The organism is Flintibacter sp. (assembly GCF_046973065.1).
Window position 1 is genome coordinate 1 of sequence record NZ_JBKVXZ010000026.1, and the last position, 20,949, is coordinate 20,949.

Annotated in this window: 19 protein-coding genes, 1 pseudogene and 1 riboswitch; of the genes and pseudogenes, 15 read left to right on the plus strand and 5 right to left on the minus strand. The window is 59.4% G+C overall.

Annotation, left to right across the window (positions count from 1 at the left end; genetic code table 11):
- The 6 genes and pseudogenes from ACLTXB_RS10360 to ACLTXB_RS10385 form a co-directional block, all read left to right on the plus strand.
- Positions 1 to 409 (plus strand): annotated as a pseudogene (locus ACLTXB_RS10360) (type I DNA topoisomerase); the annotation flags it as partial.
- Between the two features lie 53 nt (positions 410 to 462).
- Positions 463 to 1,767 (plus strand): methylenetetrahydrofolate--tRNA-(uracil(54)-C(5))-methyltransferase (FADH(2)-oxidizing) TrmFO, encoded by a 1,305-nt coding sequence (gene trmFO / locus ACLTXB_RS10365; protein ID WP_428226936.1) that lies wholly within the window; start codon positions 463 to 465, stop codon positions 1,765 to 1,767.
- Between the two features lie 71 nt (positions 1,768 to 1,838).
- Positions 1,839 to 2,867, plus strand: coding sequence for a phosphate acyltransferase PlsX (gene plsX / locus ACLTXB_RS10370; protein WP_008981064.1), 1,029 nt, complete (start codon positions 1,839 to 1,841; stop codon positions 2,865 to 2,867).
- Positions 2,868 to 3,001: 134 nt separating this feature from the next.
- Positions 3,002 to 3,235 carry an acyl carrier protein gene (acpP, locus tag ACLTXB_RS10375; protein WP_008981063.1) on the plus strand — a complete coding sequence of 78 codons (234 nt, stop codon included), beginning with the start codon at positions 3,002 to 3,004 and terminating at the stop codon, positions 3,233 to 3,235.
- Between the two features lie 81 nt (positions 3,236 to 3,316).
- Positions 3,317 to 3,997, plus strand: coding sequence for a ribonuclease III (rnc, locus tag ACLTXB_RS10380; protein ID WP_008981062.1), 681 nt, complete (start codon positions 3,317 to 3,319; stop codon positions 3,995 to 3,997).
- A gap of 588 nt (positions 3,998 to 4,585) precedes the next feature.
- The gene (locus ACLTXB_RS10385; RefSeq protein ID WP_008981060.1) at positions 4,586 to 5,722 is read left to right on the plus strand and encodes an AI-2E family transporter; all 1,137 of its coding nucleotides are present in this window, start codon (positions 4,586 to 4,588) and stop codon (positions 5,720 to 5,722) included.
- Between the two features lie 56 nt (positions 5,723 to 5,778).
- On the opposite strand, the gene ACLTXB_RS10390 is transcribed toward ACLTXB_RS10385, so the two are convergent.
- From ACLTXB_RS10390 to rpmB, 3 genes are all read right to left on the minus strand, one after another.
- Positions 5,779 to 7,446 (minus strand): formate--tetrahydrofolate ligase, encoded by a 1,668-nt coding sequence (locus tag ACLTXB_RS10390; protein ID WP_428226937.1) that lies wholly within the window; start codon positions 7,444 to 7,446, stop codon positions 5,779 to 5,781.
- Positions 7,447 to 7,506: 60 nt separating this feature from the next.
- A riboswitch (ZMP/ZTP riboswitch) is annotated at positions 7,507 to 7,596 on the minus strand.
- A gap of 30 nt (positions 7,597 to 7,626) precedes the next feature.
- On the minus strand, positions 7,627 to 8,571 hold the full coding sequence (locus ACLTXB_RS10395; protein ID WP_428226938.1) for a LysR family transcriptional regulator: 945 nt from the start codon (positions 8,569 to 8,571) through the stop codon (positions 7,627 to 7,629).
- Between the two features lie 188 nt (positions 8,572 to 8,759).
- Positions 8,760 to 8,948, minus strand: coding sequence for a 50S ribosomal protein L28 (rpmB, locus tag ACLTXB_RS10400; protein ID WP_008981056.1), 189 nt, complete (start codon positions 8,946 to 8,948; stop codon positions 8,760 to 8,762).
- A 243-nt stretch (positions 8,949 to 9,191) separates the two neighbouring features.
- Between rpmB and hprK the strand changes: the two genes are divergently transcribed.
- The 8 genes from hprK (at position 9,192) to ACLTXB_RS10440 (ending at position 19,230) form a co-directional block, all read left to right on the plus strand.
- Complete coding sequence (gene hprK, locus ACLTXB_RS10405; protein WP_008981055.1) at positions 9,192 to 10,145, plus strand: HPr(Ser) kinase/phosphatase; 954 nt, start codon at positions 9,192 to 9,194, stop codon at positions 10,143 to 10,145.
- 3 nt (positions 10,146 to 10,148) lie between these two features.
- On the plus strand, positions 10,149 to 11,096 hold the full coding sequence (locus ACLTXB_RS10410) for an ROK family protein (protein WP_008981054.1): 948 nt from the start codon (positions 10,149 to 10,151) through the stop codon (positions 11,094 to 11,096).
- Positions 11,097 to 11,317: 221 nt separating this feature from the next.
- Complete coding sequence (gene murB, locus ACLTXB_RS10415; protein WP_428226939.1) at positions 11,318 to 12,229, plus strand: UDP-N-acetylmuramate dehydrogenase; 912 nt, start codon at positions 11,318 to 11,320, stop codon at positions 12,227 to 12,229.
- A 58-nt stretch (positions 12,230 to 12,287) separates the two neighbouring features.
- Positions 12,288 to 13,148 (plus strand): RNase adapter RapZ, encoded by an 861-nt coding sequence (gene rapZ / locus ACLTXB_RS10420; RefSeq protein ID WP_428226940.1) that lies wholly within the window; start codon positions 12,288 to 12,290, stop codon positions 13,146 to 13,148.
- Between the two features lie 26 nt (positions 13,149 to 13,174).
- Positions 13,175 to 14,215: a gluconeogenesis factor YvcK family protein gene (locus tag ACLTXB_RS10425; protein ID WP_020989723.1), complete on the plus strand. Its 1,041-nt coding sequence runs from the start codon at positions 13,175 to 13,177 to the stop codon at positions 14,213 to 14,215.
- A 5-nt stretch (positions 14,216 to 14,220) separates the two neighbouring features.
- Positions 14,221 to 15,123, plus strand: a complete 903-nt coding sequence (whiA, locus tag ACLTXB_RS10430; RefSeq protein WP_428226941.1) for a DNA-binding protein WhiA — start codon at positions 14,221 to 14,223, stop codon at positions 15,121 to 15,123.
- Positions 15,120 to 15,746 carry a VanZ family protein gene (locus tag ACLTXB_RS10435; protein WP_428226942.1) on the plus strand — a complete coding sequence of 209 codons (627 nt, stop codon included), beginning with the start codon at positions 15,120 to 15,122 and terminating at the stop codon, positions 15,744 to 15,746. Before whiA ends, ACLTXB_RS10435 begins: the two co-directional genes overlap by 4 nt.
- A 16-nt stretch (positions 15,747 to 15,762) precedes the next feature.
- A complete protein-coding gene (locus ACLTXB_RS10440) occupies positions 15,763 to 19,230 on the plus strand; it encodes a DNA polymerase III subunit alpha (protein ID WP_428226943.1) in 3,468 nt (1,155 codons plus the stop codon).
- A 104-nt stretch (positions 19,231 to 19,334) separates the two neighbouring features.
- On the opposite strand, the gene ACLTXB_RS10445 is transcribed toward ACLTXB_RS10440, so the two are convergent.
- Both ACLTXB_RS10445 and ACLTXB_RS10450 read right to left on the minus strand, forming a co-directional pair.
- Positions 19,335 to 19,706 carry a branched-chain amino acid transporter permease gene (locus ACLTXB_RS10445; RefSeq protein WP_008981047.1) on the minus strand — a complete coding sequence of 124 codons (372 nt, stop codon included), beginning with the start codon at positions 19,704 to 19,706 and terminating at the stop codon, positions 19,335 to 19,337.
- Positions 19,700 to 20,422, minus strand: coding sequence for an AzlC family ABC transporter permease (locus tag ACLTXB_RS10450; protein WP_428226944.1), 723 nt, complete (start codon positions 20,420 to 20,422; stop codon positions 19,700 to 19,702). Before ACLTXB_RS10450 ends, ACLTXB_RS10445 begins: the two co-directional genes overlap by 7 nt.
- An 85-nt stretch (positions 20,423 to 20,507) precedes the next feature.
- Here ACLTXB_RS10450 and ACLTXB_RS10455 point away from each other — a divergent pair, with 85 nt between their 5' ends.
- Positions 20,508 to 20,924, plus strand: coding sequence for a hypothetical protein (locus tag ACLTXB_RS10455; protein WP_374736795.1), 417 nt, complete (start codon positions 20,508 to 20,510; stop codon positions 20,922 to 20,924).
- Positions 20,925 to 20,949: the final 25 nt, after the last annotated feature.

Sequence of the window (20,949 nt, forward strand, 5' to 3'; positions counted from 1 at the left end):
CTACTGCTGTGAGCATTTGAACAGCAAGGACGAGAGCCGCCGCTGTGATTTTATGACCTGGGACGTGCCGGTAAAGGACAATTGTCCTGTCTGCGGCTGGACCATGTTCAAGAAGTCGGGCCGTGGATTCAAAAAGCCCTTCTGCATCAATGAACAGTGTTCTAACTTTACACCTGAGGAAAAGCGCGGCGGCTGGAAAAAGAAGACCGAGGAGGCCGACGCTCCCGCTCAGGAAGGGGAGGAGAGCGCCAAGAAGCCGGTGGCCAAGAAGAGCACTGCTGCCAAGAAAACGACAAAAAAGGCGGATTCCACGAAGAAATCTGCAAAAACTACTACAAAGAAGACGAGCACCAAAAAAACCACCAAGACCGCGGCCAAGAAGGCTAAGTTGGAGGAAACGGAAGCGTAAGGCAAAAACGCCTTACAGAATAAGACGGACACACGAGACTCTCAGGAGGTACTATGGAACCTGTTATTGTCATTGGAGCCGGCCTTGCGGGAAGCGAGGCGGCCTGGCAGCTGGCCAACCGGGGCATCCCGGTGCGCCTGCATGAGATGAAACCCAACAAAATGACTCCTGCCCACCACAGCGCCGATTTTGGAGAGCTGGTGTGCTCCAACTCCCTGCGCTCCGATCAGCTGGAGAACGCGGTGGGACTGCTGAAGGAGGAGCTGCGCCGCTGCAACTCCCTCATCATGGCCTGCGCCGATGAGCACCGGGTGGAGGCGGGGGGCGCCCTGGCGGTGGACCGCCACGCCTTCTCCGCCGCCATTACTGAGAAGATCAAGAACCACCCCAACATCACTGTGGTGGAGGAGGAGGTACTGGACATCCCCGAGGAGGGACAGGTCATTGTGGCCTCCGGTCCCTTGACGGCCGAGCCGCTGGCCGAGGCCATTGGCCGCCGCTACCCCCAGAACGGATACCTTCACTTCTTTGACGCTGCCGCCCCCCTGGTGACCTTTGAGAGCGTGGACATGGAAAGCGCCTGGTTTGCCTCCCGGTATGACCGGGGTACTCCGGACTATATCAACTGTCCCATGACCGAGGAGGAGTACGACGCCTTCTGGAAGGAGCTCACCACCGCCCAGGAGGCGGAGGTCCACGGCTTTGAGGACGCAGGGGTGTTTGAAGGCTGTATGCCGGTGGAGGTCATGGCCCGCCGTGGCCGGGACACCCTGTGCTATGGTCCCCTCAAGCCGGTGGGGCTCCGGGACCCCAAGACGGGAAAGGAGCCCTTTGCCGTGGTGCAGCTGCGCAAGGATAACGCTCAGGGCAGCATCTATAATATCGTAGGCTTCCAGACCCACCTGAAGTGGCCGGAGCAGAAGCGTGTGTTCTCCATGATCCCTGCCCTGAAAAATGCGGAGTTTGTCCGCTACGGCGTGATGCACCGCAACACCTTCCTGGACTCGCCCCGGCTGCTGGACCGCTACTACCGGGTGCGCACTGAGCCCCGGGTCCGCTTTGCCGGACAGATCACTGGCGTGGAGGGGTATGTGGAGTCCACCGCCTCGGGCTGTCTGGCCGCCATGGAACTGGCCCGGGAGCTGGAGGACAAGGAGCCCATCAACTTCCCACGGGAGACCGCCATGGGCGCGCTGGCTCTTTACATCAGCGACGAATCTGTGGTACACTTTCAACCGATGAATATCAACTTCGGCCTCATTCCTGCCCTGGGCTACCGGGTGAAGGGAAAGAGAAATAAAAATGCCGAGCTGTCCAAACGGGCTTTGGAGGCTCTGGATGGGCTGAATCTCACATAATTGTATCCTCGGCGGTCTGGGTGACTGTCGAGAAGGACGAGCCCAGGGCTCTCTAAGAAAGAAGGATATTTATGAAAATCATCGTTGACGCCATGGGAGGGGACAACGCCCCTCAGGCTCCTGTAATGGGAGCTATCCAAGCCAACAAGGAGTACGGTGTGGACATCGTGCTGGTAGGCCGGGGGGAGGAAATCCTTAAGGTGCTGGAGAGCAACGGCATCCAGGAGCTGCCCGCCGGGGTGGAGATCGCCCACGCCTCTGAGGTGGTGGAGATCTGCGACAATCCTGCCAATGCCTTCCGGGAGAAGAAGGACTCCTCTCTGACGGTGGGACTGAACCTGCTCAAATCCGGAGCCGGGGACGCCTTTGTCTCCGCTGGTTCTACCGGAGCTCTGCTCTCTGCGGCCACCCTGCTGGTCAAGCGCATCAAGGGCATCCGCCGGGCCGCTCTGGCTCCTGTGGTGCCTACGGGCAACGGGGGCGCAGTGCTCATCGACTGCGGCGCCAACGCCGAGTGTCCCCCGGAGTATCTGCTGCAGTTTGCCTACATGGGCTCCTACTACGCCGAGCACGTGCTGGGCCGTCCCGAGCCTAAGGTGGGGCTGCTGAACATCGGCGCGGAGCCCTCCAAGGGTACCACCCTCCAGACTACCGTCTACCCCATGCTCCAGGAGGCCGCCAAGGCCGGCCGCATCAACTTCGTGGGCAATGTGGAGGCCCGGGAAGCGGTTGAGGGTTCGGTAGATGTGATTGTCAGTGACGGCTATTCGGGCAACATTTTCCTGAAAACCATGGAGGGCACCGGACTGTTCCTGGCCCGGGAGATCAAGAAGATGTTTATGAAGAGCCTGCTGACCAAGCTGGCCGCTGTGATGGTCTCCGGCGGACTCAAGCAGTTCAAGAAGATGATGGACTCCAGCGAGGTAGGCGGCACCGCGCTGCTGGGCATCTCCAAGCCGGTGATCAAGGCCCACGGTTCCTCCGATGCCTACGCCATCAAGAACGCCGTGCGGCAGGCCAAACAGTTTGCCTCCTCCGGCATTATCGAGAGTATTACCGACAATGTGGACGTGATGCGTCTGGAGGTCACTCAGCTGTAAGGGAGACATGCTCGCTTGGGCACTTTTGCCCACCTGCATAAAAATTGCCAATTCCCTATTGACAGGCAGAGGGAATGTGCATATAGTAAGGAAAGAAAAACGTGCCTGGGGCACAGCAAAAGGAGCAGGCTACTATGATTTTTGAAAAGGTATGCGCACTGATCGCGGAGCAGTTCAATGTGGATGCGGATTCCATCACCATGGAAACCTCCTTTGAAGATGATCTGAACGCGGACTCTGTGGATATTGTGGACTTGTCTATGGCGCTGGAAGAGGAATTTGATATCGACGAGATGTCCGAGGAAGAAGCTTCTGCCATCAAGACCGTGGGCGATCTGGTCCGCTTCCTGCAGAATAAGATCGACTAATTTCCCAGACATTATAAGCAGAAACTCCGCCTTGGGGCGGAGTTTTGCTTATCTTACCTTGAAAAAAGTGAGGAACGACCAATGACCACCTTAGAAGAAAAGCTGGGCTACCAGTTTCAAAACCGGGAGCTGCTGGAAAACGCTCTGACCCACAGCTCCTGCGCCAATGAGAGCCGGGGCAAGCTGCAGAGCAATGAGCGGCTGGAATTTTTGGGAGACTCCATCCTGGGCATGGTAGTGGCCGACCACCTGTACCGGGGCCATCCCGATCTGCCCGAGGGAGAGCTGACCCGGGTGCGGGCCGCCCTGGTGTGCGAAGAGAGCCTGGTAGAGGTGGCGCAGGCCCTGGATCTGGGTTCCTACCTGCTGCTGGGCAAGGGGGAGGAGGCCGGCGGCGGCCGTACCCGTCCTTCCATTCAGGCAGACGCAGTAGAGGCTGTGCTGGCGGCGGTCTATCTGGACGGGGGTATTGGCTCGGCCCGGAAGATCATCCAGAAGTATATCCTCTGCCGGGAGATCGAGGGCATCACCAGTCCCCGGGACTACAAGACCGCCCTCCAGGAACTGGTCCAGCGGGAGAGCGGACAGGTGCTCAAGTACCGGCTGGTGGGCTCTCAGGGGCCCGACCACGCCAAGCGCTTCTTCGTGGACGTGGATCTGAACGGAGAGCCTGTGGGCTCCGGCGAGGGGCACAGCAAGAAAGAGGCCGAGCAGATGGCCGCCAAGGCGGCCATGGCGAAGCTGTCAAAGCCGAAGGCGTGACGGCGGGGCCTCTTGCGAACGAAAGTGAGCCGCGCCTTGGGCGCGTCCAAGCAAAATTCCTGGCCAGAGGCCGGGAATTTTCTTGCCGGAGGGCGGATTGATTCCGCCCGAGGATTTAAAATGATGGGGTTCCCGGAAAAGCACAGCTTTTCTGGGAGTGGCCGAGCAGATGGCCGCCAAGGCGGCGCTGAACCGGCTGAGCAAAAAATAAGCAATCATTGGGGCCCGCTCCAGGTGGAGACGGGCCCTTTTTATATGCCTGTTTGGCCAGATTAAAAAAGTGTTGACAAAATGGTTAGCATATGCTAATCTATGGGTGGTTAGAGACGAGAGAACAAAAGCATCCCCTCCTCACACCTCCCTGCTTTCTTCCCCACACTCAGGCTTTTCAGATCTCTCTGGCCACCAGAATACCCAAAGGGACAGGCATCACCCTTGGGGAACCCCCAGCCGTGGGCATACACGCGGCTGGGGATTTTTTTGCCTGGATAGAACCGGAAGGGTATGTTGACGGCAAAGGGCGGGCATGGTATAGTGGTATCGCGTTTTGCATGTGCCTGGGTATGATCCCGGGGAAAGGGGTTTTCTATGCCAATTAAATGGATGCGCAGCGTGATGCTGATTATTACCTATGCGGTATTTCTGGTGCTGGCGGTGATCAAATTTGATGTGATCCTGGATCTGGCAGGACAGGTCCTGACCAGCTGCCGACCGCTGTTTCTGGGCTTTGCCATCGCCTTTGTGCTCAACCGGCCCTGTGCCTTCTTCTGCCGCCACTATGAACGCAATCTGGGGGAGCGGTTCAAGAAACTGGGCCGTCCGTTGGCGGTGCTTACCTCCTATGTGGCCATGATTGCGATTATTGTGGCTCTGTTTTCCTTTGTACTGCCTCAGGTGGTGGACAGTATTCAGCTGTTTGCTGCCAGTGTCAGCGGCTATATGGTCAATCTGCAGGCCATTATCAATAAGATCGCTGAGTATCTGGATCTGTCTTCTCTGGACCTGAGTTCCCTGAGCAGCTATCTGCGCAGCTTTTTGGATGGGGTGCTCTCCAGTGTCACCACGGCTGCCTCCCAGGTGATGGTGGTCACCAGTAGTATTTTGTCCATGTTCGTCACCCTGGTACTGGCCATCGTGTTCTCTATCTACATGCTGGCCGGGCGGGAAAAGCTGCTGGACCAGGGCCGCAGACTGCTGCGGGCCTATCTGCCCGACCGGCATGTGACCTGGGTCAGCGATGTGATCCGCCTTACTGCCGAGACCTTTACCAACTTTGTCTCCGGCCAGGCTATTGAGGCCTGCATCCTGGGCGGCCTGTGTGCATTGGGTACCTTCTTTATCCAGCCTGATTACGCCGCTCTCATTGGCGTTATTGTGGGCGTGTCCGCCCTGATCCCGGTGGCGGGTGCTTATATCGGGGCGATCCTTTCTGCCTTCCTGCTGGTAATGGTGTCCCCGGTGCGGGCCATCATCTTCCTGATCTTTTTGTCCATTCTCCAGCAGATCGAGGGCAATGTGATCTATCCCCGTGTAGTGGGTACCTCCATCGGCCTGCCGGGCATCTGGGTGCTGACGGCGGTGACGGTGGGCGGCGGCCTGTTCGGCCTGCTGGGCGTGCTGCTCAGCGTGCCGGTGGCCTCGGTGCTGTATGCCCTGCTGAAACAGGATGTGGTGCGGCGGCTGCGAAAGAAAGAGCCTGTAAAACCGGAATCCAAAGAAGAATAACAAATAAAACGGCGCGCCGAAGTTTTCTTCGGCGCGCCGTTTTTCTATGTTTACAATCAGAACAGACCGGTGATTTTACCGTTCTCGTCCACATCGATCTTCTCGGCGGCGGGAACCTTGGGCAGACCAGGCATGGTCATGATGTCACCCGTCAGGGCTACCAGGAAGCCGGCGCCGGCGGACACCTTAATGTTGCGTACGGTGACGGTGAAGCCATCGGGAGCGCCCAGCAGCTTCTGGTCGTCGGAGAAGGAATACTGGGTCTTAGCCATGCAGATGGGCAAAGCGCCGAAGCCCAGGTCGGTGAGCTGGGCCATCTGCTTGCGGGCGTTGGGGGTGAGGACCACGCCGTCGCCGTGGTACACCTTGGTGACAATGGCGTTGAGCTTTTCCTCAATGGAGGCCGCAGCGTCGTAGGCAAAGCGGAAGTCGTTGGGCTGCTCGCACAGACGCACCACTTCCTCGGCCAGGGCCAGGCCGCCCTCGCCGCCCTTGCCCCAGACCTCGCTGAGGGCCACGTTGACACCCAGAGCCCGGCACTTGTCCTCCACCAGCTTCAGCTCGGCCTCGGTGTCGGTGGGGAAGCGGTTGATGGCCACCACACAGGGCAGACCGTAGACCTTGGTGATGTTTTCCACGTGGCGCAGCAGGTTGGGCAGGCCGCGCTCCAGAGCCTCCAGGTTCTCGGTGTTCAGGTCGGCCTTGGCCACGCCGCCGTGGTGCTTCAGGGCGCGGACCGTGGCTACCACAACCACCGCATCGGGGGTGAGGCCCGCCATGCGGCACTTGATGTCCAGGAACTTCTCTGCACCCAGGTCGGCGCCGAAGCCGGCCTCAGTGATGGCATAGTCGCCCAGCTTCAGAGCCATACGGGTGGCCATGATGGAGTTGCAGCCGTGGGCGATGTTGGCGAAAGGACCGCCGTGGATAAAGGCGGGAGTACCCTCCAGGGTCTGGACCAGGTTGGGCTTGAGGGCGTCCTTCAGCAGAGCGGCCATGGCACCGGCGGCCTTCAGGTCCCCGGCGGTGACCGGCTTCTCGTCGTAGGTGTAGCCCACGATAATGCGGCTCAGGCGCTCCTTCAGATCGGTGATGGAGGTGGCCAGACACAGAACTGCCATGACCTCGCTGGCTACGGTGATGTCAAAGCCGTCCTCGCGGGGAACGCCCTGCATCCGTCCGCCCAGGCCGTCCACCACGTTGCGCAGCTGGCGGTCGTTCATGTCCACGCACCGCTTCCAGGTGATGCGCTTGACGTCAATCCCCAGGGCGTTGCCTTGCTGAATGTGGTTGTCCAGCATAGCGGCCAGCAGGTTGTTGGCCGCACCGATGGCATGGAAGTCGCCGGTAAAGTGGAGATTGATATCCTCCATAGGCACCACCTGAGCGTATCCGCCGCCGGCAGCGCCGCCCTTGACGCCGAAGACCGGGCCCAGAGAGGGCTCGCGCAGGGCCACCAGAGCGTTCTTGCCCATGCGGCGCAGAGCGTCGGCCAGACCCACCGTGGTGGTGGTCTTACCCTCGCCGGCGGGGGTGGGGTTGATGGCGGTGACCAGGATCAGCTTGCCGTTGGGAGCCTGCGTCTCATTGAGCAGGCGGTAGTCGATCTTAGCCTTGTAGCGGCCGTAGTACTCCAGGTACTCCTCAGCCACGCCGGCAGTCTTGGCGATGTCGCCAATGGGCTTCATGGGGGTGCTCTGTGCAATTTCAATATCGGTCAACATAACACAATTTCTCCTTTGTCCGCGCCCTTTTCACAAAAAAAGGGCGCACCGGTTTTTTACTCCGTGCGCCCAGACGGTCGGCATTAAGACGCTGAACGCGTCCGCTATACTTCATGTGGTACTCCACTTCCGTCAGTTGTATAGCTTATGTAGTGAGTGTATCACACCTCTTTCGGCACGTCAAGTGTCCGAAAGGGCAGAGCCCCGGTCAAACTGTCGGTAAAAGTCCTTGATGAGGGCGATGAAGGCCCGAGTGGCGGGGGAGAGGAAACTGTTTTTCTTATAAACCACTGCCATCGGACAGGTGAGAGGGGGATCGCCCACGGTGAAGAAGGACAGACGGTCCATATAGGGGGTGCGGTGGATGCCGCTCTCCGGCAGGAAAGTGAAGCCCATGTTCTCCGCCACCAGATTGATGGCGGTGGTGTTGTTGGTGGTGGTGAGGATATTCACCGGCTCCACGTTCTGAACGTTGAAGGTGTTATAGAGCAGGCGGGACAGACGCCAATCCTCAGGCAGCATCATCAGCCGCTCGTGCTCCAGCTGCCGCAGGTCCCCGAAGGGGAGGGGAGCAGAGCAGGGGCTGTCCAGGCCCTGGACCAGGGGGTGGTCCTTGTGGGAGATGAGGAGGATGCGCTCGTGCATTACCAGCTCATAGCTCAGGTCGGTGAGGTTGCCCGGTGTGTGCATCAGACAGAAGTCTGTGACGCTGCTGGCGGCCAGATTGCCCAGCTGGGGCACCGGCGCCTCGTGGAGGACCACCTGCACGTCGGGGTACTTGGCGGCAAAGCGGGGCAGGATATCGGGCAGCAGGGTGGAGCCTCGCCAGGTGGACACGCCGATGTGCAGCTGTTGGCGTTTCTTCTCCTGCAGCTGCTGCAGGTCGCTCTCCAGCTGCCGGTCCAGATAGCCCTGGCGTTCCAGATAGGCATGGAAAAGCTCTCCCGCGGCGGTCAGATGCAGAGGGGTGTGGGAGCGGTCCAGTAGGGTGACACCCAGATTGGCCTCCAGCTTGGCGAGATACTGGCTGAGGTAGGGCTGGGAGAGATAGAGACGGTCCGCCGCCTTGGAGATGCTGCGCTCCTTGACGATGGCCAAAAAGTATTCCGGATTTTTGACAAACATAACGGGCCTCCTGTTGGGCTGCGAAAGGGAACGGGCCGCTTAGCGCCGCCTTTTTAAGGATATCATATCATAAAATGGGGAAAAAGGGAATGTCTTGGGACAAAAGAAGGGGCATATGGCGGATTTTGGGAAAAAAGAAAATGCCCTGCGCCAAACGACGCAGGACATTTTATCTTGCCATATACCAATTACACAGCGCGGGTGACCTTACCGGAACGGAGGCATCTGGTGCAGACGTACACGTGAGTGGGAGTCCCATTCACAATCGCCTTCACGCGCTTCACGTTGGGCTTCCAGGTGCGGTTGGAGCGGCGGTGGGAGTGGGAGACCTTGATACCGAAGGTGACGCCCTTGTCGCAGAATTCACATTTGGCCATGTTGCTTACCTCCTCGCTATGAGAGTACGCTTTCGATGAAGCATCGACTGGTATTTTACCAGATAATTTTCGGGAATGCAAGAGGTTTTTAAAAAAACTTGAATTTTTTTCTGAGAGGGCTTTAAATGGAAAAAAGTGTGAAACGGAAGGAAGAAATTGAACCCTGCGCTTGCGCCGGAAAGACAAATAAGCTATACTAAAACCAAATCGGCATGACAGCCTGGAACGCAAGGAGGAGACGCTATGGCAGAGCGTGGAAAAAGCGTAAAACTGGGAGAGATCATCCGGGAGTTCCAACTGGAGATTTTAAATAAAGGTCCCAATTACGAGGATATGCCTCTGACCACTTTGGACGTGAACCGGCCCGGCCTGCCCCTGAGCGGTTTTTTTGAGCATTTTGATGCCCGCCGCCTGCTGGTCATCGGCCTGACTGAGCACACCTATCTCTCGGGCATGGAGCCTCAGGCCCGCCGGGAGAGTTTTGACCGGCTGCTGGCCCATCCGGTGCCCGCGCTGATCATCACCCGGGAACTGGAGCCCTTCCCTGAGTGTATGGAGATGGCCATCAAGCATGAGCGCACCGTGCTGCGCACACAAGAACATACTTCTGCCTTTATGAGCCGCCTCATCGGCAGCCTCTTTAACCACCTGGCGCCTCAGATCACCCGCTCCGGTGTGATGATGGAGATCTACGGCGAGGGCGTGCTCATTCAGGGCGAGTCTGGCGTGGGCAAGAGCGAGGTTGCCATTGAGCTTATTCAGCGGGGACACCGCATCATTGCCGACGACGCGGTGGAGATCAAGGAGACCAACCACGGTACCCTTATGGCCACGGCCCCTGAACTCATCCGCCACTATATGGAGCTTCGCGGCATCGGCGTGGTGGACGTGCGGCGGCTGTTTGGTATGAGCGCCATCAAGACGGAGCAGGAGATCGATATGGTCATCAAGCTGGAGCCCTGGGACGACAGCGCGGTCTATGACCGCCTGGGCCTGGAGGGAGCGGTGACTCAGATCCTGGGCGTCTCGGTGCCCTGCCTGACCATCCCGGTCAAGCCCGGACGGAATCTGGCCAGCATCGTGGAGGTGGCGGCCATCAACAACCGTAACCGGAAGATGGGCCATAACGCGGCTCTGGAGCTGACCCGGAAAATGGATGAACACTTTAAAAAACTCATGGAAGAGGGAGAGCGGTAAACCATGTATATCGGAATTGACGTAGGCGGCACCAACCTGGTGGCCGGACTGGTAGATGAGAACGGTAAGATCCTGCACAAGGCGTCCTGCCCGGTGGATAAGAGCATGACGGCGGAGGAGCTGACCCGCCAGCTGGCCAAGCTGTCTCTTCAGGCAGCCAAAGAGGCCGACTGTCCGCTCTCTGAGATCCAGGCGGCGGGCGTGGGCCTGCCCGGTCTGGTGAGCAATAAGACGGGTATGGTGATCAAGACCACCAATATGCCCTTCTACAACACCCCCTTCCGGGAAATTTTCCAGGAGGATCTGAAGATCCCCGTCTACCTGGGCAACGACGCCGACTGTGCCGCGGTGGGTGAGTACTGGGCGGGCTCTGCCAAGGGCTTTGACCCTGCTCTGGTCATCACTTTGGGCACCGGCATCGGCAGCGGCATGGTCCGGGGTGGAAAGCTCTACATCGGTCACGGCGGTGCCGGCATGGAGGCGGGCCACATGATCATCCATCCCAACGGGGTGCGCTGCGGCTGCGGCAACCTGGGCTGCTGGGAGCAGTACGGTTCCGCCACCGCTCTGGTTCGTCTGACCCGGGAGGAGATGGAGTACAACCGGGACAGCATGCTGTGGCAGCTGTGCGACGGGGATACCCGCAAGCTGGAGGGCCGTACCACCTTCCAGGCGGTGCGTGAGGGCGACGCCACGGCCCGCAAGGCGCTGGACCGTTACTTGGAGGGCCTGTCCATGGGCCTCATTAACCTGGTGAACGTGCTGTTCCCCGAGATCGTCTGTCTGGGCGGCGGTATCAGCAATGCCGACGACGACCTGCTGCTCAATCCCCTGCGTGAGCTGGTCCACCGGGGCAGCTTCGACAAGGACCACCTGCCCCGCATTGAGCGGGCCAGCCTGGGCAACGACGCGGGCGTGGTGGGCGCCGCCATGCTGTGCAATATGTTCTGATCTTTCCGCGTGAACCAAATGGGATTCCCCCGGCCAGAGGAAGCGCTCCGGCCGGGGGAATTTATGTTGGGTAAAGTTGCGGGTGTACTATTTTATTTGACGGTGAAATTTGCTATAATATAATGTCTGCTGAATAAACTGCAAATCAGCTTGTTCTCGCGGCAGCGGCCGCGTAATTCCACTTGTTATATTTGAAATCCGCAAGGAATTTGGAGGTCACAATGGATCAATTTGACCAGTTGTTTGATCAATTACAAAAGTGCTGCCCCGACATGGAACTGCTGAAACAGGAGCCCATGGCCCGCCACACCACCTTCCGCATCGGCGGCCCGGTGCCTCTCATGGCCCGGCCCACAAACGAGGAGCAGGTGCTGGCGTGCGTCCGGCTTGCCCGGGAGAACCAGATCCCTCTGGTGGTGCTGGGCAACGGCTCCAACCTGCTGGTGGCCGATGAAGGCGTGCAGGCTTTTGTGCTGGATATGACGGGACTCAATCGCCTGGAGCGAACCGGAGAGCGGGAGATTGCCGTGGGGGCAGGCGTCACCCTGGCTCGGCTGGCCTCCTTTGCCGCCGGAGAGGGCCTGACCGGCCTGGAATTTGCCGGAGGAATTCCCGGCACCCTGGGAGGAGCCGTCATGATGAATGCCGGAGCCTATGGAGGCGAGATGGTGCAGGTCGTGCGCCGCACCCGGTGCCTCACCCCCGAGGGGACCGTGAAGGAGATCGTAGGGGAGGAGCATGACTTCTCCTACCGCCACAGCATCTTTTCTCAGGGGGAGGACGTGATCCTCTCCTCGGTGCTGGAGCTGGAGTCGGGACAGGAGGAGGACATCCGCGCCCAGATGGCGGAGCTGGCTCAGAAGAGAAAGTCCAAGCAGCCTCTGGAGTACCCCAGTGCCGGGTCCATGTTCAAGCGGCCCCAGGGATACTTCGCCGCCGCCCTCATTGAGCAGTGCGGTCTGAAGGGCTTTACGGTGGGAGGTGCCCAGGTGTCGGAGAAGCACGCGGGATTTGTCATCAACCGGGGAGGCGCCACCTGTGCCGACGTGCTGGCCTTGGTGAAGGAGGTCCAGCGCCGCGTGCGGGAACAGACCGGCGTGGAGCTGGAGATGGAGGTGCGCCGGCTGGGGTGAGAGCCGGGCGGCGCAGGGGAGAGCGTCCCCAGAGAGAGAAAACTTGAGGTGTGTGTTTGTGGAGTTTTTGATTATTTCCGGTCTGTCCGGGGCAGGGAAGAGCCGGGCGGCCTCGGTGATGGAGGACCTGGGCTATTTTTGTGTGGATAACCTGCCCGTCCCTCTGATCCCCAAATTTGCCGAGCTGGGCATGGGGGGAAACGGAGAGTATGACCGGGTGGTACTGGTGACCGATATCCGGGGCGGCACCAATTTTGAGGGGCTATTCCAGGCCCTGGACCGTCTGACGGCAATGAAGTGCAGCTACCGCATCCTGTTCATGGATGCCTCGGATGCCGCCATTATCAAGCGCTATAAGGAGACCCGGCGGGTCCATCCCCTGGGGGAGGAATATGCCTCCCTGGAGCAGGCCATCCAGATGGAGCGGAAGGTTCTGGCTCCCCTGCGGGAGCGGGCGGACTGGATCGTGGATACCACCGGTCTGACCCTGGGCCAGCTGCGCAGCAAGCTGCTGTCCCTCTTTTCCAAGGGGAAAGAGGAGGGGAAGATGGAGGTGCATGTTCTCTCCTTTGGCTTCAAGCACGGGGTGCCTATGGAGGCCGACCTGGTCTTTGACGTGCGCTTTCTGCCCAATCCCTACTACGTTCCTGAGCTGCGGGGGCTGACCGGCCTGGACCAGGGAGTCCGGGACTATGTGTTTTCCCACCCGCAGAGCAATGAATTTCTTAAGCGCCTCAACGATTTTGTCAGCTATCTGCTGCCCCGGTATGCAGAGGAGGGGAAGACCTCCCTGGTCATTGCCGTGGGCTGCACCGGAGGACACCACCGCTCGGTGGCGGTGGCCCACGCACTGGCCCAGTTTGTTGCCGGGCAGGGCTTCCCGGTGACCGAGAGCCACCGGGACATGGGGCGCAATTGATCTTGTCCTAGAAGGAGGCATTTATTATGCTGGACGCCATCCCCAACACCCAGCTGTGGGAGCGGGGGCCCAAGATCGTCGCCATCGGCGGCGGCACCGGCCTTTCTACCATGCTGCGGGGACTGAAAAAATACACCAAAAATCTCACCGCCGTGGTCACGGTGGCCGACGACGGGGGAGGCTCCGGCATGCTCCGGCGGGATATTGGTATGCCTCCGCCGGGGGACATCCGCCACTGTATGGAGTCCCTGGCCAACACGGAGCCCATCATGCAGCGCCTGCTCACCTACCGCTTTTCCGACGGCGTGCTGGCAGGACAGTCCTTCGGCAACCTGATTTTGGCCGCGCTGAACGGGGTGACCGGCTCTTTCGAGGAGGCGGTGCGCCAGATGAGCCAGGTTCTGGCTATCACCGGCCAGGTCATCCCCGTCACCAGCGCCGACGTACAGCTGGAGGCGGTGTTTGAAAACGGGACCCAGGTGGTGGGGGAGTCCAAGATCTGCGACTTTAAAAAGCAGCAGGACTGCCGTATCCACCATGTGAATCTGATCCCCGCCAAGCCCGAGCCCCTGCCTTCCGCTCTGGAGGCTATCCGGGATGCCGACCTCATTCTGCTGGGGCCGGGAAGTCTGTACACCAGCGTCATCCCCAACCTGCTGGTGGAAGGGGTGCCCCAGGCCATCGCGGAGACCGATGCCCTGAAAATTTACATCTGCAACATCATGACCCAGGACGGCGAGACGGAGGGGTACACCGCCGCTGACCACGTCCAGGCCCTTATGGAGCACGGCGCGCCGGGGATGGTGGACCTGTGTCTTGCCAACTGTGCCCCTGTGCCGGAAAATCTGCTGGGCCGCTATGAAGAAGAAGGAGCGGTGCCCCTGGTTGTGGACCGGGAGCGCATTGCCGCCATGGGCCTGGAGCTGGTGGAGCGCCCGGTGGCCCGGGAGAAGGGCGATTTCGCCCGCCATGACCCGGATAAGCTGGCCGAGGCGGTGCTGGATATTTACCGTCAGCGGGCCATGCGCATCTTCCGGGGGAAGAACCGCTATATCATCGAGGAGTGAACACCATGACCTTTGGAGGCGAGGTAAAAAATGAGCTGTGCCGGGGGGAGCTGCACCGCAAGTGCTGCGCCCAGGCGGAGGCCTACGGGGTGCTGCTGTACTGCAACACCTTTACCGGCGGGGAGGTGCGGATCGTCACCGAACACGACGCCTTTGCCCAGCGACTGCCCCTGCTGTTCAAAAAGGCCTTTAGAATCACCTTTGACCGCCTTCCACAGGGGGATGGAAAGCATATTTTTTCCATTCAGGACCCGAAGAAGCTGCAAACCATCCGCCAGACCTACGGTGCGGAGGGAGAGGCCGTGGCCCTGCACATCAACTTTGCTGTCCTGGAGGAGCCCTGCTGCCGCATGTCCTTCTTCCGTGGGGCTTTTCTGGCGGGAGGGTCGGTCACCGACCCGAAAAAGGGGTACCACCTGGAGCTGACCACCTCCCATCAGAAAGTGAGCCGGGAGATGCTGGCCCTCATGCGGGAGTGCGACTTTACCCCCAAGGCCGCCGCCCGAAAGGGGAACAGCGTCATCTACTTTAAACAGAGCGAGTACATTGAGGATTTTCTTACCGCCGTGGGCGCGCCGGTGGCCGCCATGGAGATCATGAACACCAAGCTGGAGAAGAACCTGCGGGGGAGCGTCAACCGCCGGGTCAACTGCGACGCGGCCAACCTGGATAAGGCGGTGGAGGCCGCTCAGAGCCAGCTGGAGGCTATCCGAAACCTGGAGCGCCAGGGGCTGCTGGATAAGCTGCCCGACAAGCTCCAGGAGACGGCCCGCCTGCGCATGGCCAACCCGGAGGACACCCTGTCCCAGCTGGCCCAGCTGTGTGACCCCCCCATCACCAAGTCCGCCCTGAACCACCGCCTGCGCAAGCTGGTGGAGCTGGGCGGAAAAGAGAAGACCGAGCCATGATCCATTTGATCTGCTACGGCGCTGCCGTGGTTCTGAACCTGGTCTGGCTGCTGCTGGGCGACCACCTGACGTTATGGACCCAGGTGTCGGTGCCGGTGGTCACCGTACTGGTGGCGGGGATCGGGGTGGCCCTGCGCCTGTGGGAGCTGCCCCGGGGCGAGGCCCGGCGGCGCTATCTGCGAGGGGCGCTGTGGGTATTTTTGGTTTACTACCTGGCCATTTTGTCGGTGCTGCTGTTTTTCGGCGGCCTGTTCCATATGGATCGTGGCTGGGGCGGCAACATCAACTTGGAGCCCTTCCACACCATCCGCAACTATATCCGCTATTACCGCAACACCGGCAGCCATGTGAGCATCTTCAATCTTCTGGGGAATGTGGTCATTATGGCGCCTATGGGGGTGCTGCTGCCCGCCCTGTTCCGGCCTCTGCGCCGGTTCTGGCTGACCATTCCGCTGCTGGCGGTTATCCCTGTGGCGGTGGAGTATCTCCAGTGGCGCACGGCCACTGGGGCTGCCGATGTGGACGATGCCATTTTGAACTTTATCGGCGGTGTGCTGGGCTATGTCTTTGTCCGCACCTGCCAGATGATCCATGCCCATTGGGAGAAAAAGCGCGCGCAATAGAGAAAGAGAGGATCCTATGTCCTTTGTCCACCTGCATCTTCATACGGAATTTTCCCTGCTGGACGGGGCCTGCCGCATCCAAAAGCTGGTGCAGCGGGTAAAAGACCTGGGCCAGGAGGCGGTAGCCATCACGGACCACGGCGTCATGTACGGTGTCATCGACTTCTACCGGGCCTGCAAGGGAGCTGGTATCAAGCCAATCATCGGCTGTGAGGTCTATGTAGCGCCCCGTGGCCGCACCCGCTTTCAGAAGGTCCACGAGTACGACGCCGCCTTCTCCCACCTGGTGCTGCTGTGCCGCAACGAGGAAGGCTACCGGAACCTGTCCTACATGGTCTCTCAGGGATTTTTGGAGGGCTTTTACATCAAGCCCCGCATCGACCTGGACCTGCTGCGGGAGCACTGCGGGGGACTGATTGCCCTGTCTGCCTGCCTGGGCGGCGAGATCCCCAAGCTACTGATGGCCGGGGACTACGACAAGGCCAAAGAAGTTGCTTTGGAAATGCGGGAGCTCTTTGGGGAGGACGGCTACTACCTGGAACTCCAGGACCACAACATCCCCGCCCAGAAAAAGGTAAACGAGGGCATCCTGCGCCTGCATGAGGAGACCGGCATCCCGTTGGTGTGCACCAACGACGCCCACTACCTGCGCCGGGAGGACGCGGAGATGCAGGACATCCTCATGTGCATCCAGATGGGCAAGACGGTGGATGACCCGGGACGGATGAAGTTTGAGACCCAGGAATTCTACGTCAAGAGCGAGGAGGAGATGGCCGCCCTTTTCCCCCGGGAGGCCTTGGACAACACAGCGAAAATCGCGGAGCTGTGCAACGTGGACTTCACCTTCGGCAAGTACCACCTGCCCCACTTCCGGCTGCCCGAGGGATGGAGCGACGGCTACGCCTACTTTAAAAAGCTATGTCTGGGTGGATTCGCCTGGCGCTACCCGACCCAGCCCCCGGAGTACCGCAAGCAGCTGGACTATGAGATGGCCATGATCCGCAAGATGGGCTTTGTGGATTACTTCCTCATTGTCTCTGACTTTATCGCCTACGCCAAGGGAAACGGCATCCCGGTGGGACCGGGGCGCGGCTCGGCGGCGGGCTCCATGGTGTCCTACTGCCTGAACATCACCGACCTGGACCCCATGAAATATAACCTGTACTTCGAGCGCTTCCTCAACCCCGAGCGTGTCACCATGCCCGATATCGACATCGACTTCTGCATCCGCCGCCGCCAGGAGGTCATTGACTATGTGGCCCGGAAGTACGGCGCGGACCACGTGGCCCAGATCGTTACCTTCGGTACCATGGCCGCCCGGGCAGCTGTCCGGGATGTAGGTCGGGTGCTGAACATGCCCTACGCCGATGTGGACGTCATTGCCAAGCAGATCCCTAGCGGACCGGGAGCCTTGCACATCACCCTGGAGGAGGCTCTGAAGCTCTCCAAACCGCTGAAAGAGTCCTACGACAGCGACTACAAGGTGAAAAAGCTCATCGATACCGCCATGGCTATCGAGGGCATGCCCCGGAATACCTCCACCCACGCTGCCGGCGTGGTCATCACCAGCCGCCCGGTGAGCGACTATGTGCCCCTGGCCAAAAACGACGACCTGGTGGTCACCCAGTACATTATGACCACCCTGGAAGAGTTGGGCCTTTTAAAAATGGACTTCCTGGGTCTGCGCAACCTCACCGTGCTGGATGATGCGGTGAAGCTGGTGCGGCGCAAGGAGCCGGACTTTGACATCCACAACATCCCCGAGGACGATGAAGCCACCTTCCGGATGATCTCGGAGGGGCGCACCTCCGGCGTGTTCCAGATGGAGTCCTCCGGCATGACCGGGGTGTGCGTGGGCCTCAAGCCCCACAGCATTGAGGACCTTACCGCCATCGTGGCCCTCTACCGCCCCGGCCCCATGGAATCCATTCCCCGGTTCATCTCCTGCAAGAACAACCCGGAGAAGGTGACCTACAAGCACCCCTCTCTGGTGCCCATCCTGTCCAATACCTACGGCTGCATCGTCTACCAGGAGCAGGTCATCCAGATTTTCCAGCAGTTGGGCGGCTACTCTCTGGGTCAGGCCGATATGGTGCGCCGGGCCATGTCCAAAAAGAAGGTCAAGGACATTGAAAAGGAGCGGGAGACCTTCCTCCACGGCGACCCGGAGCGAAATATCGCCGGCTGTGCCGCCAACGGGATTCCTGAAAATGTAGCCCAGAGCATCTACGACGAAATCTACGACTTCGCTAACTACGCCTTCAATAAGGCACACGCGGTGTGCTATGCCCTGGTGGCCTACCAGACGGCGTGGTTCAAATGCCACCATCCCAAGGAGTATATGGCCGCTCTGCTCACCTCGGTGCTGGACTCCAGCGAGAAGGTGGCCGAGTACATTGCCGAGTGCAAGGAGTGGGACATCCAGCTGCTGCCCCCCGACGTGAACGAGTCGGAGACCAACTTCACCGTTTCACCCCAGGGCATCCGCTTTGGCCTGGCTGCCCTGAAGGGAGTGGGCCGCAGCGTGATGAACGCCATGCTGGAAGAACGTGTCAAGCATGGCCCCTTTACAGACTTTATGGACTTCTGCGACCGCATGTTTGACCACGATTTGAACCGGCGGGTACTGGAGAGTCTCATTAAGGCGGGGGCCTTTGACCGCATGGGGTGCCGCCGCTCCCAGCTGATGCAGGTGTTCGGCCAGGTGCTGGACGGCATCGCTGCCAGCCGCAAGCGGAACGTGGAGGGCCAGATGGACCTGTTTGGCTTCGGAGGGGGAGAGGGGGAGAGTACACCTCTGCCCACCCTCCATCTGCCTGACATTCCGGAGTACACCCCCCAGGAGCTGATGACCATGGAGAAGGAGGTCACCGGCCTCTACCTCACCGGCCATCCCATGGATGCCTACCGGGAGATTGCCCGGAAGCGAGGTGCGGTGACCATTGGTTCCATCCTCAACGACTTTGAGGGGGAGGAGGGACCACAGCGTTTCCGGGATGGGGAACGGGTGACGGTGGCCGGTGTAATCGCCACCTACAAGACCCGCACCACCCGAAACAACACTCTCATGGCCTATGTGAACCTGGAGGACGACACGGCATCCATGGAGCTTTTGTGCTTCTCCCGGGTGCTGGGGGAGAGTGGAGGCTATATCCGGGAAAACAGTGCAGTGCTGGTCACCGGGCGGATCTCGGTGCGGGATGAAAAGGAGCCCCAGATCATGGTGGACACCATTTCGCCCCTGAATCAGGGCGAGGCCCAGCAGCAAGAAAAGGAGCCGCGGCTCTACATCCGAATGCCCAGCCGTCAGGACCCCAGAATGCGGAAGGTGGAGCTGGTGCTGTCCTTCTTCCCTGGAGAGGGGCAGGCAGTGCTGTATTTTGAGGATACAAAAAAGCGCTACGGCGCCCGGTGCCTCATCCATCCGGCGCTCATTCAGGACCTGAAGGAGCGGCTGGGGGAGGAAAACGTGGTGGTAAAATAACACCGCGCTACCTTATAATATAGAATGTTTGGATATAAGATAGGATAAAGATAAATAAAAGGCTCCTCTGACGGTGAGTCAGAGGAGCCTTTTTGCTTAAAATTTTACGAAACAAATACCGCCTGCACCAGGACCATGTACAAAATGGTGCCGCCAAAGATAGACAGCAGGTTGTTATGCTTCCAGATGTGGAGGATCACCACCACAGCTACCGCCAGCAGGGCGGGCAGCCACTGGCTGAGCACCGCCGGGTCCAGCAGAGAGGTGAGGTTGGCTTCCACCGCCAGGATGTTGCTCTTCAGGCAGTAGATAATGAGCATGGCGATCACGGCGGGGGGGAGGACCCGGCCCAGATACAGCACCAGCTTGGGGGGATGGTCGCCATGGTCAAAGAGCAGGAAGGGGAGAGCGCGGGTCAAAAAGGTGACAATGGACATGACCGCGATGGCGGCGATGGCCTGGGTAGTAGTCAGCATACCGATTCCTCCTCCTCATGTTTTTTCTCTTCTGGGGTGTCGTCCAGCCGGTCCCGCAGCAGAAGCAGAACCCCTACAATCACAGCCAGGGCGGGCAGCAACATGTTGTCCGCACCCACCACAGTGAGGCTCACCAGGGTGACGGCGGCGCCCAGCAGAGCGGGCAGATGCTTTTTATAAGCCTTCCACTGGTCTACGGCAATGACCACAAACAGGGCAGTCATGGCAAAATCGATGCCGGTGGTGTCGATGGGCAGCAGCGCTCCGGCTACCGCACCGATCACCGACCCCAGGATCCAGTAGGAGTGGTCCAGCAGGGCGATGGAGAAGTAGAAGCTGCGGGGCTCCACACCCGCAGGCACCTGCACCGAGCTGAGCAGGGCGTAGGTCTCGTCGGTCAGGGAGAAGATCATGTAGAATTTTCGCAGTCCCATGCCCCGGAATTTCTCCAGCATAGACAATCCATACACCAGATGGCGGAAGTTGATAAGCAGAGTCATCAGGGCCACAGTACCAAGTGCGGCATGGGTGTTGAGCAGCTGCACCCCAAGATACTGGCCCGAGCCTGCATAAATAGTCAAACTCATGAAAAAGGCCCAGATGTAGTTATATCCGATGGCCTGGAGCATAAAACCAAAGGCCATGCCGATGGCCAGGTATCCCATCAGCACAGGCACAGTCACCGGAAAGGCGGCAGAAAGAGCGTTACGATTCACACACAGTCACTTCCAAATTATACAGAGTCCGGTTCCCCATTTTACTAAAACTTTTTCGAAAATGCAAGGCCGGGATTGGGGATGGATGGTGCAAAAAAGGAAAAGTATTGTTGCATTTTTACAGGAAAGGGTGTATGATATGCTCTGTAAAGTGAGCCGCTTTGGTGTGAATTTTATGTCGTACCAAGGGCGCAGCTTATGTGCGGCCGCTGCTGTACCGCCGTTTTGCCTGGATTTTCTTGGGCAGTTTGCGGATATTTTGGGTACGGCGCGCGTCCCGGAAATGGCAATTTGCCATCCCCGAGGAAAAGTACGGGAAGTTTTTCCCGGCGGAGCGGTTTGCTCCCTGGCGGGGGAGGACATTGCAGGCCGGAGGGGACGTCGGATGCGTTTGCAGATGATTTTGACACAGGACCGGCGGTTTCTTTTTGAAACAGAAAAGGGACCGGCGGGTTTTGTCGTGTCAAGTGATGCAAAACTATGGGCCGCAAAAATATCGTGAGGAGATTTAGGGAGGGTTGCATAAC

Bases quoted from the DNA above. Each gene is read 5' to 3' on its own strand.
- ACLTXB_RS10410 (WP_008981054.1), top strand. From the start codon at position 10,149: ATGTATATCGGAATTGACGTAGGCGGCACCAACCTGGTGGCCGGACTG.
- ACLTXB_RS10395 (WP_428226938.1), bottom strand. From the start codon at position 8,571: ATGTTTGTCAAAAATCCGGAATACTTTTTGGCCATCGTCAAGGAGCGC.
- ACLTXB_RS10385 (WP_008981060.1), top strand. From the start codon at position 4,586: ATGCCAATTAAATGGATGCGCAGCGTGATGCTGATTATTACCTATGCG.
- ACLTXB_RS10455 (WP_374736795.1), top strand. From the start codon at position 20,508: ATGGTGCAAAAAAGGAAAAGTATTGTTGCATTTTTACAGGAAAGGGTG.
- plsX (WP_008981064.1), top strand. From the start codon at position 1,839: ATGAAAATCATCGTTGACGCCATGGGAGGGGACAACGCCCCTCAGGCT.
- ACLTXB_RS10425 (WP_020989723.1), top strand. From the start codon at position 13,175: ATGCTGGACGCCATCCCCAACACCCAGCTGTGGGAGCGGGGGCCCAAG.
- murB (WP_428226939.1), top strand. From the start codon at position 11,318: ATGGATCAATTTGACCAGTTGTTTGATCAATTACAAAAGTGCTGCCCC.
- ACLTXB_RS10435 (WP_428226942.1), top strand. From the start codon at position 15,120: ATGATCCATTTGATCTGCTACGGCGCTGCCGTGGTTCTGAACCTGGTC.
- rnc (WP_008981062.1), top strand. From the start codon at position 3,317: ATGACCACCTTAGAAGAAAAGCTGGGCTACCAGTTTCAAAACCGGGAG.
- whiA (WP_428226941.1), top strand. From the start codon at position 14,221: ATGACCTTTGGAGGCGAGGTAAAAAATGAGCTGTGCCGGGGGGAGCTG.
- hprK (WP_008981055.1), top strand. From the start codon at position 9,192: ATGGCAGAGCGTGGAAAAAGCGTAAAACTGGGAGAGATCATCCGGGAG.
- ACLTXB_RS10445 (WP_008981047.1), bottom strand. From the start codon at position 19,706: ATGCTGACTACTACCCAGGCCATCGCCGCCATCGCGGTCATGTCCATT.
- trmFO (WP_428226936.1), top strand. From the start codon at position 463: ATGGAACCTGTTATTGTCATTGGAGCCGGCCTTGCGGGAAGCGAGGCG.
- acpP (WP_008981063.1), top strand. From the start codon at position 3,002: ATGATTTTTGAAAAGGTATGCGCACTGATCGCGGAGCAGTTCAATGTG.
- ACLTXB_RS10390 (WP_428226937.1), bottom strand. From the start codon at position 7,446: ATGTTGACCGATATTGAAATTGCACAGAGCACCCCCATGAAGCCCATT.
- rpmB (WP_008981056.1), bottom strand. From the start codon at position 8,948: ATGGCCAAATGTGAATTCTGCGACAAGGGCGTCACCTTCGGTATCAAG.
- ACLTXB_RS10440 (WP_428226943.1), top strand. From the start codon at position 15,763: ATGTCCTTTGTCCACCTGCATCTTCATACGGAATTTTCCCTGCTGGAC.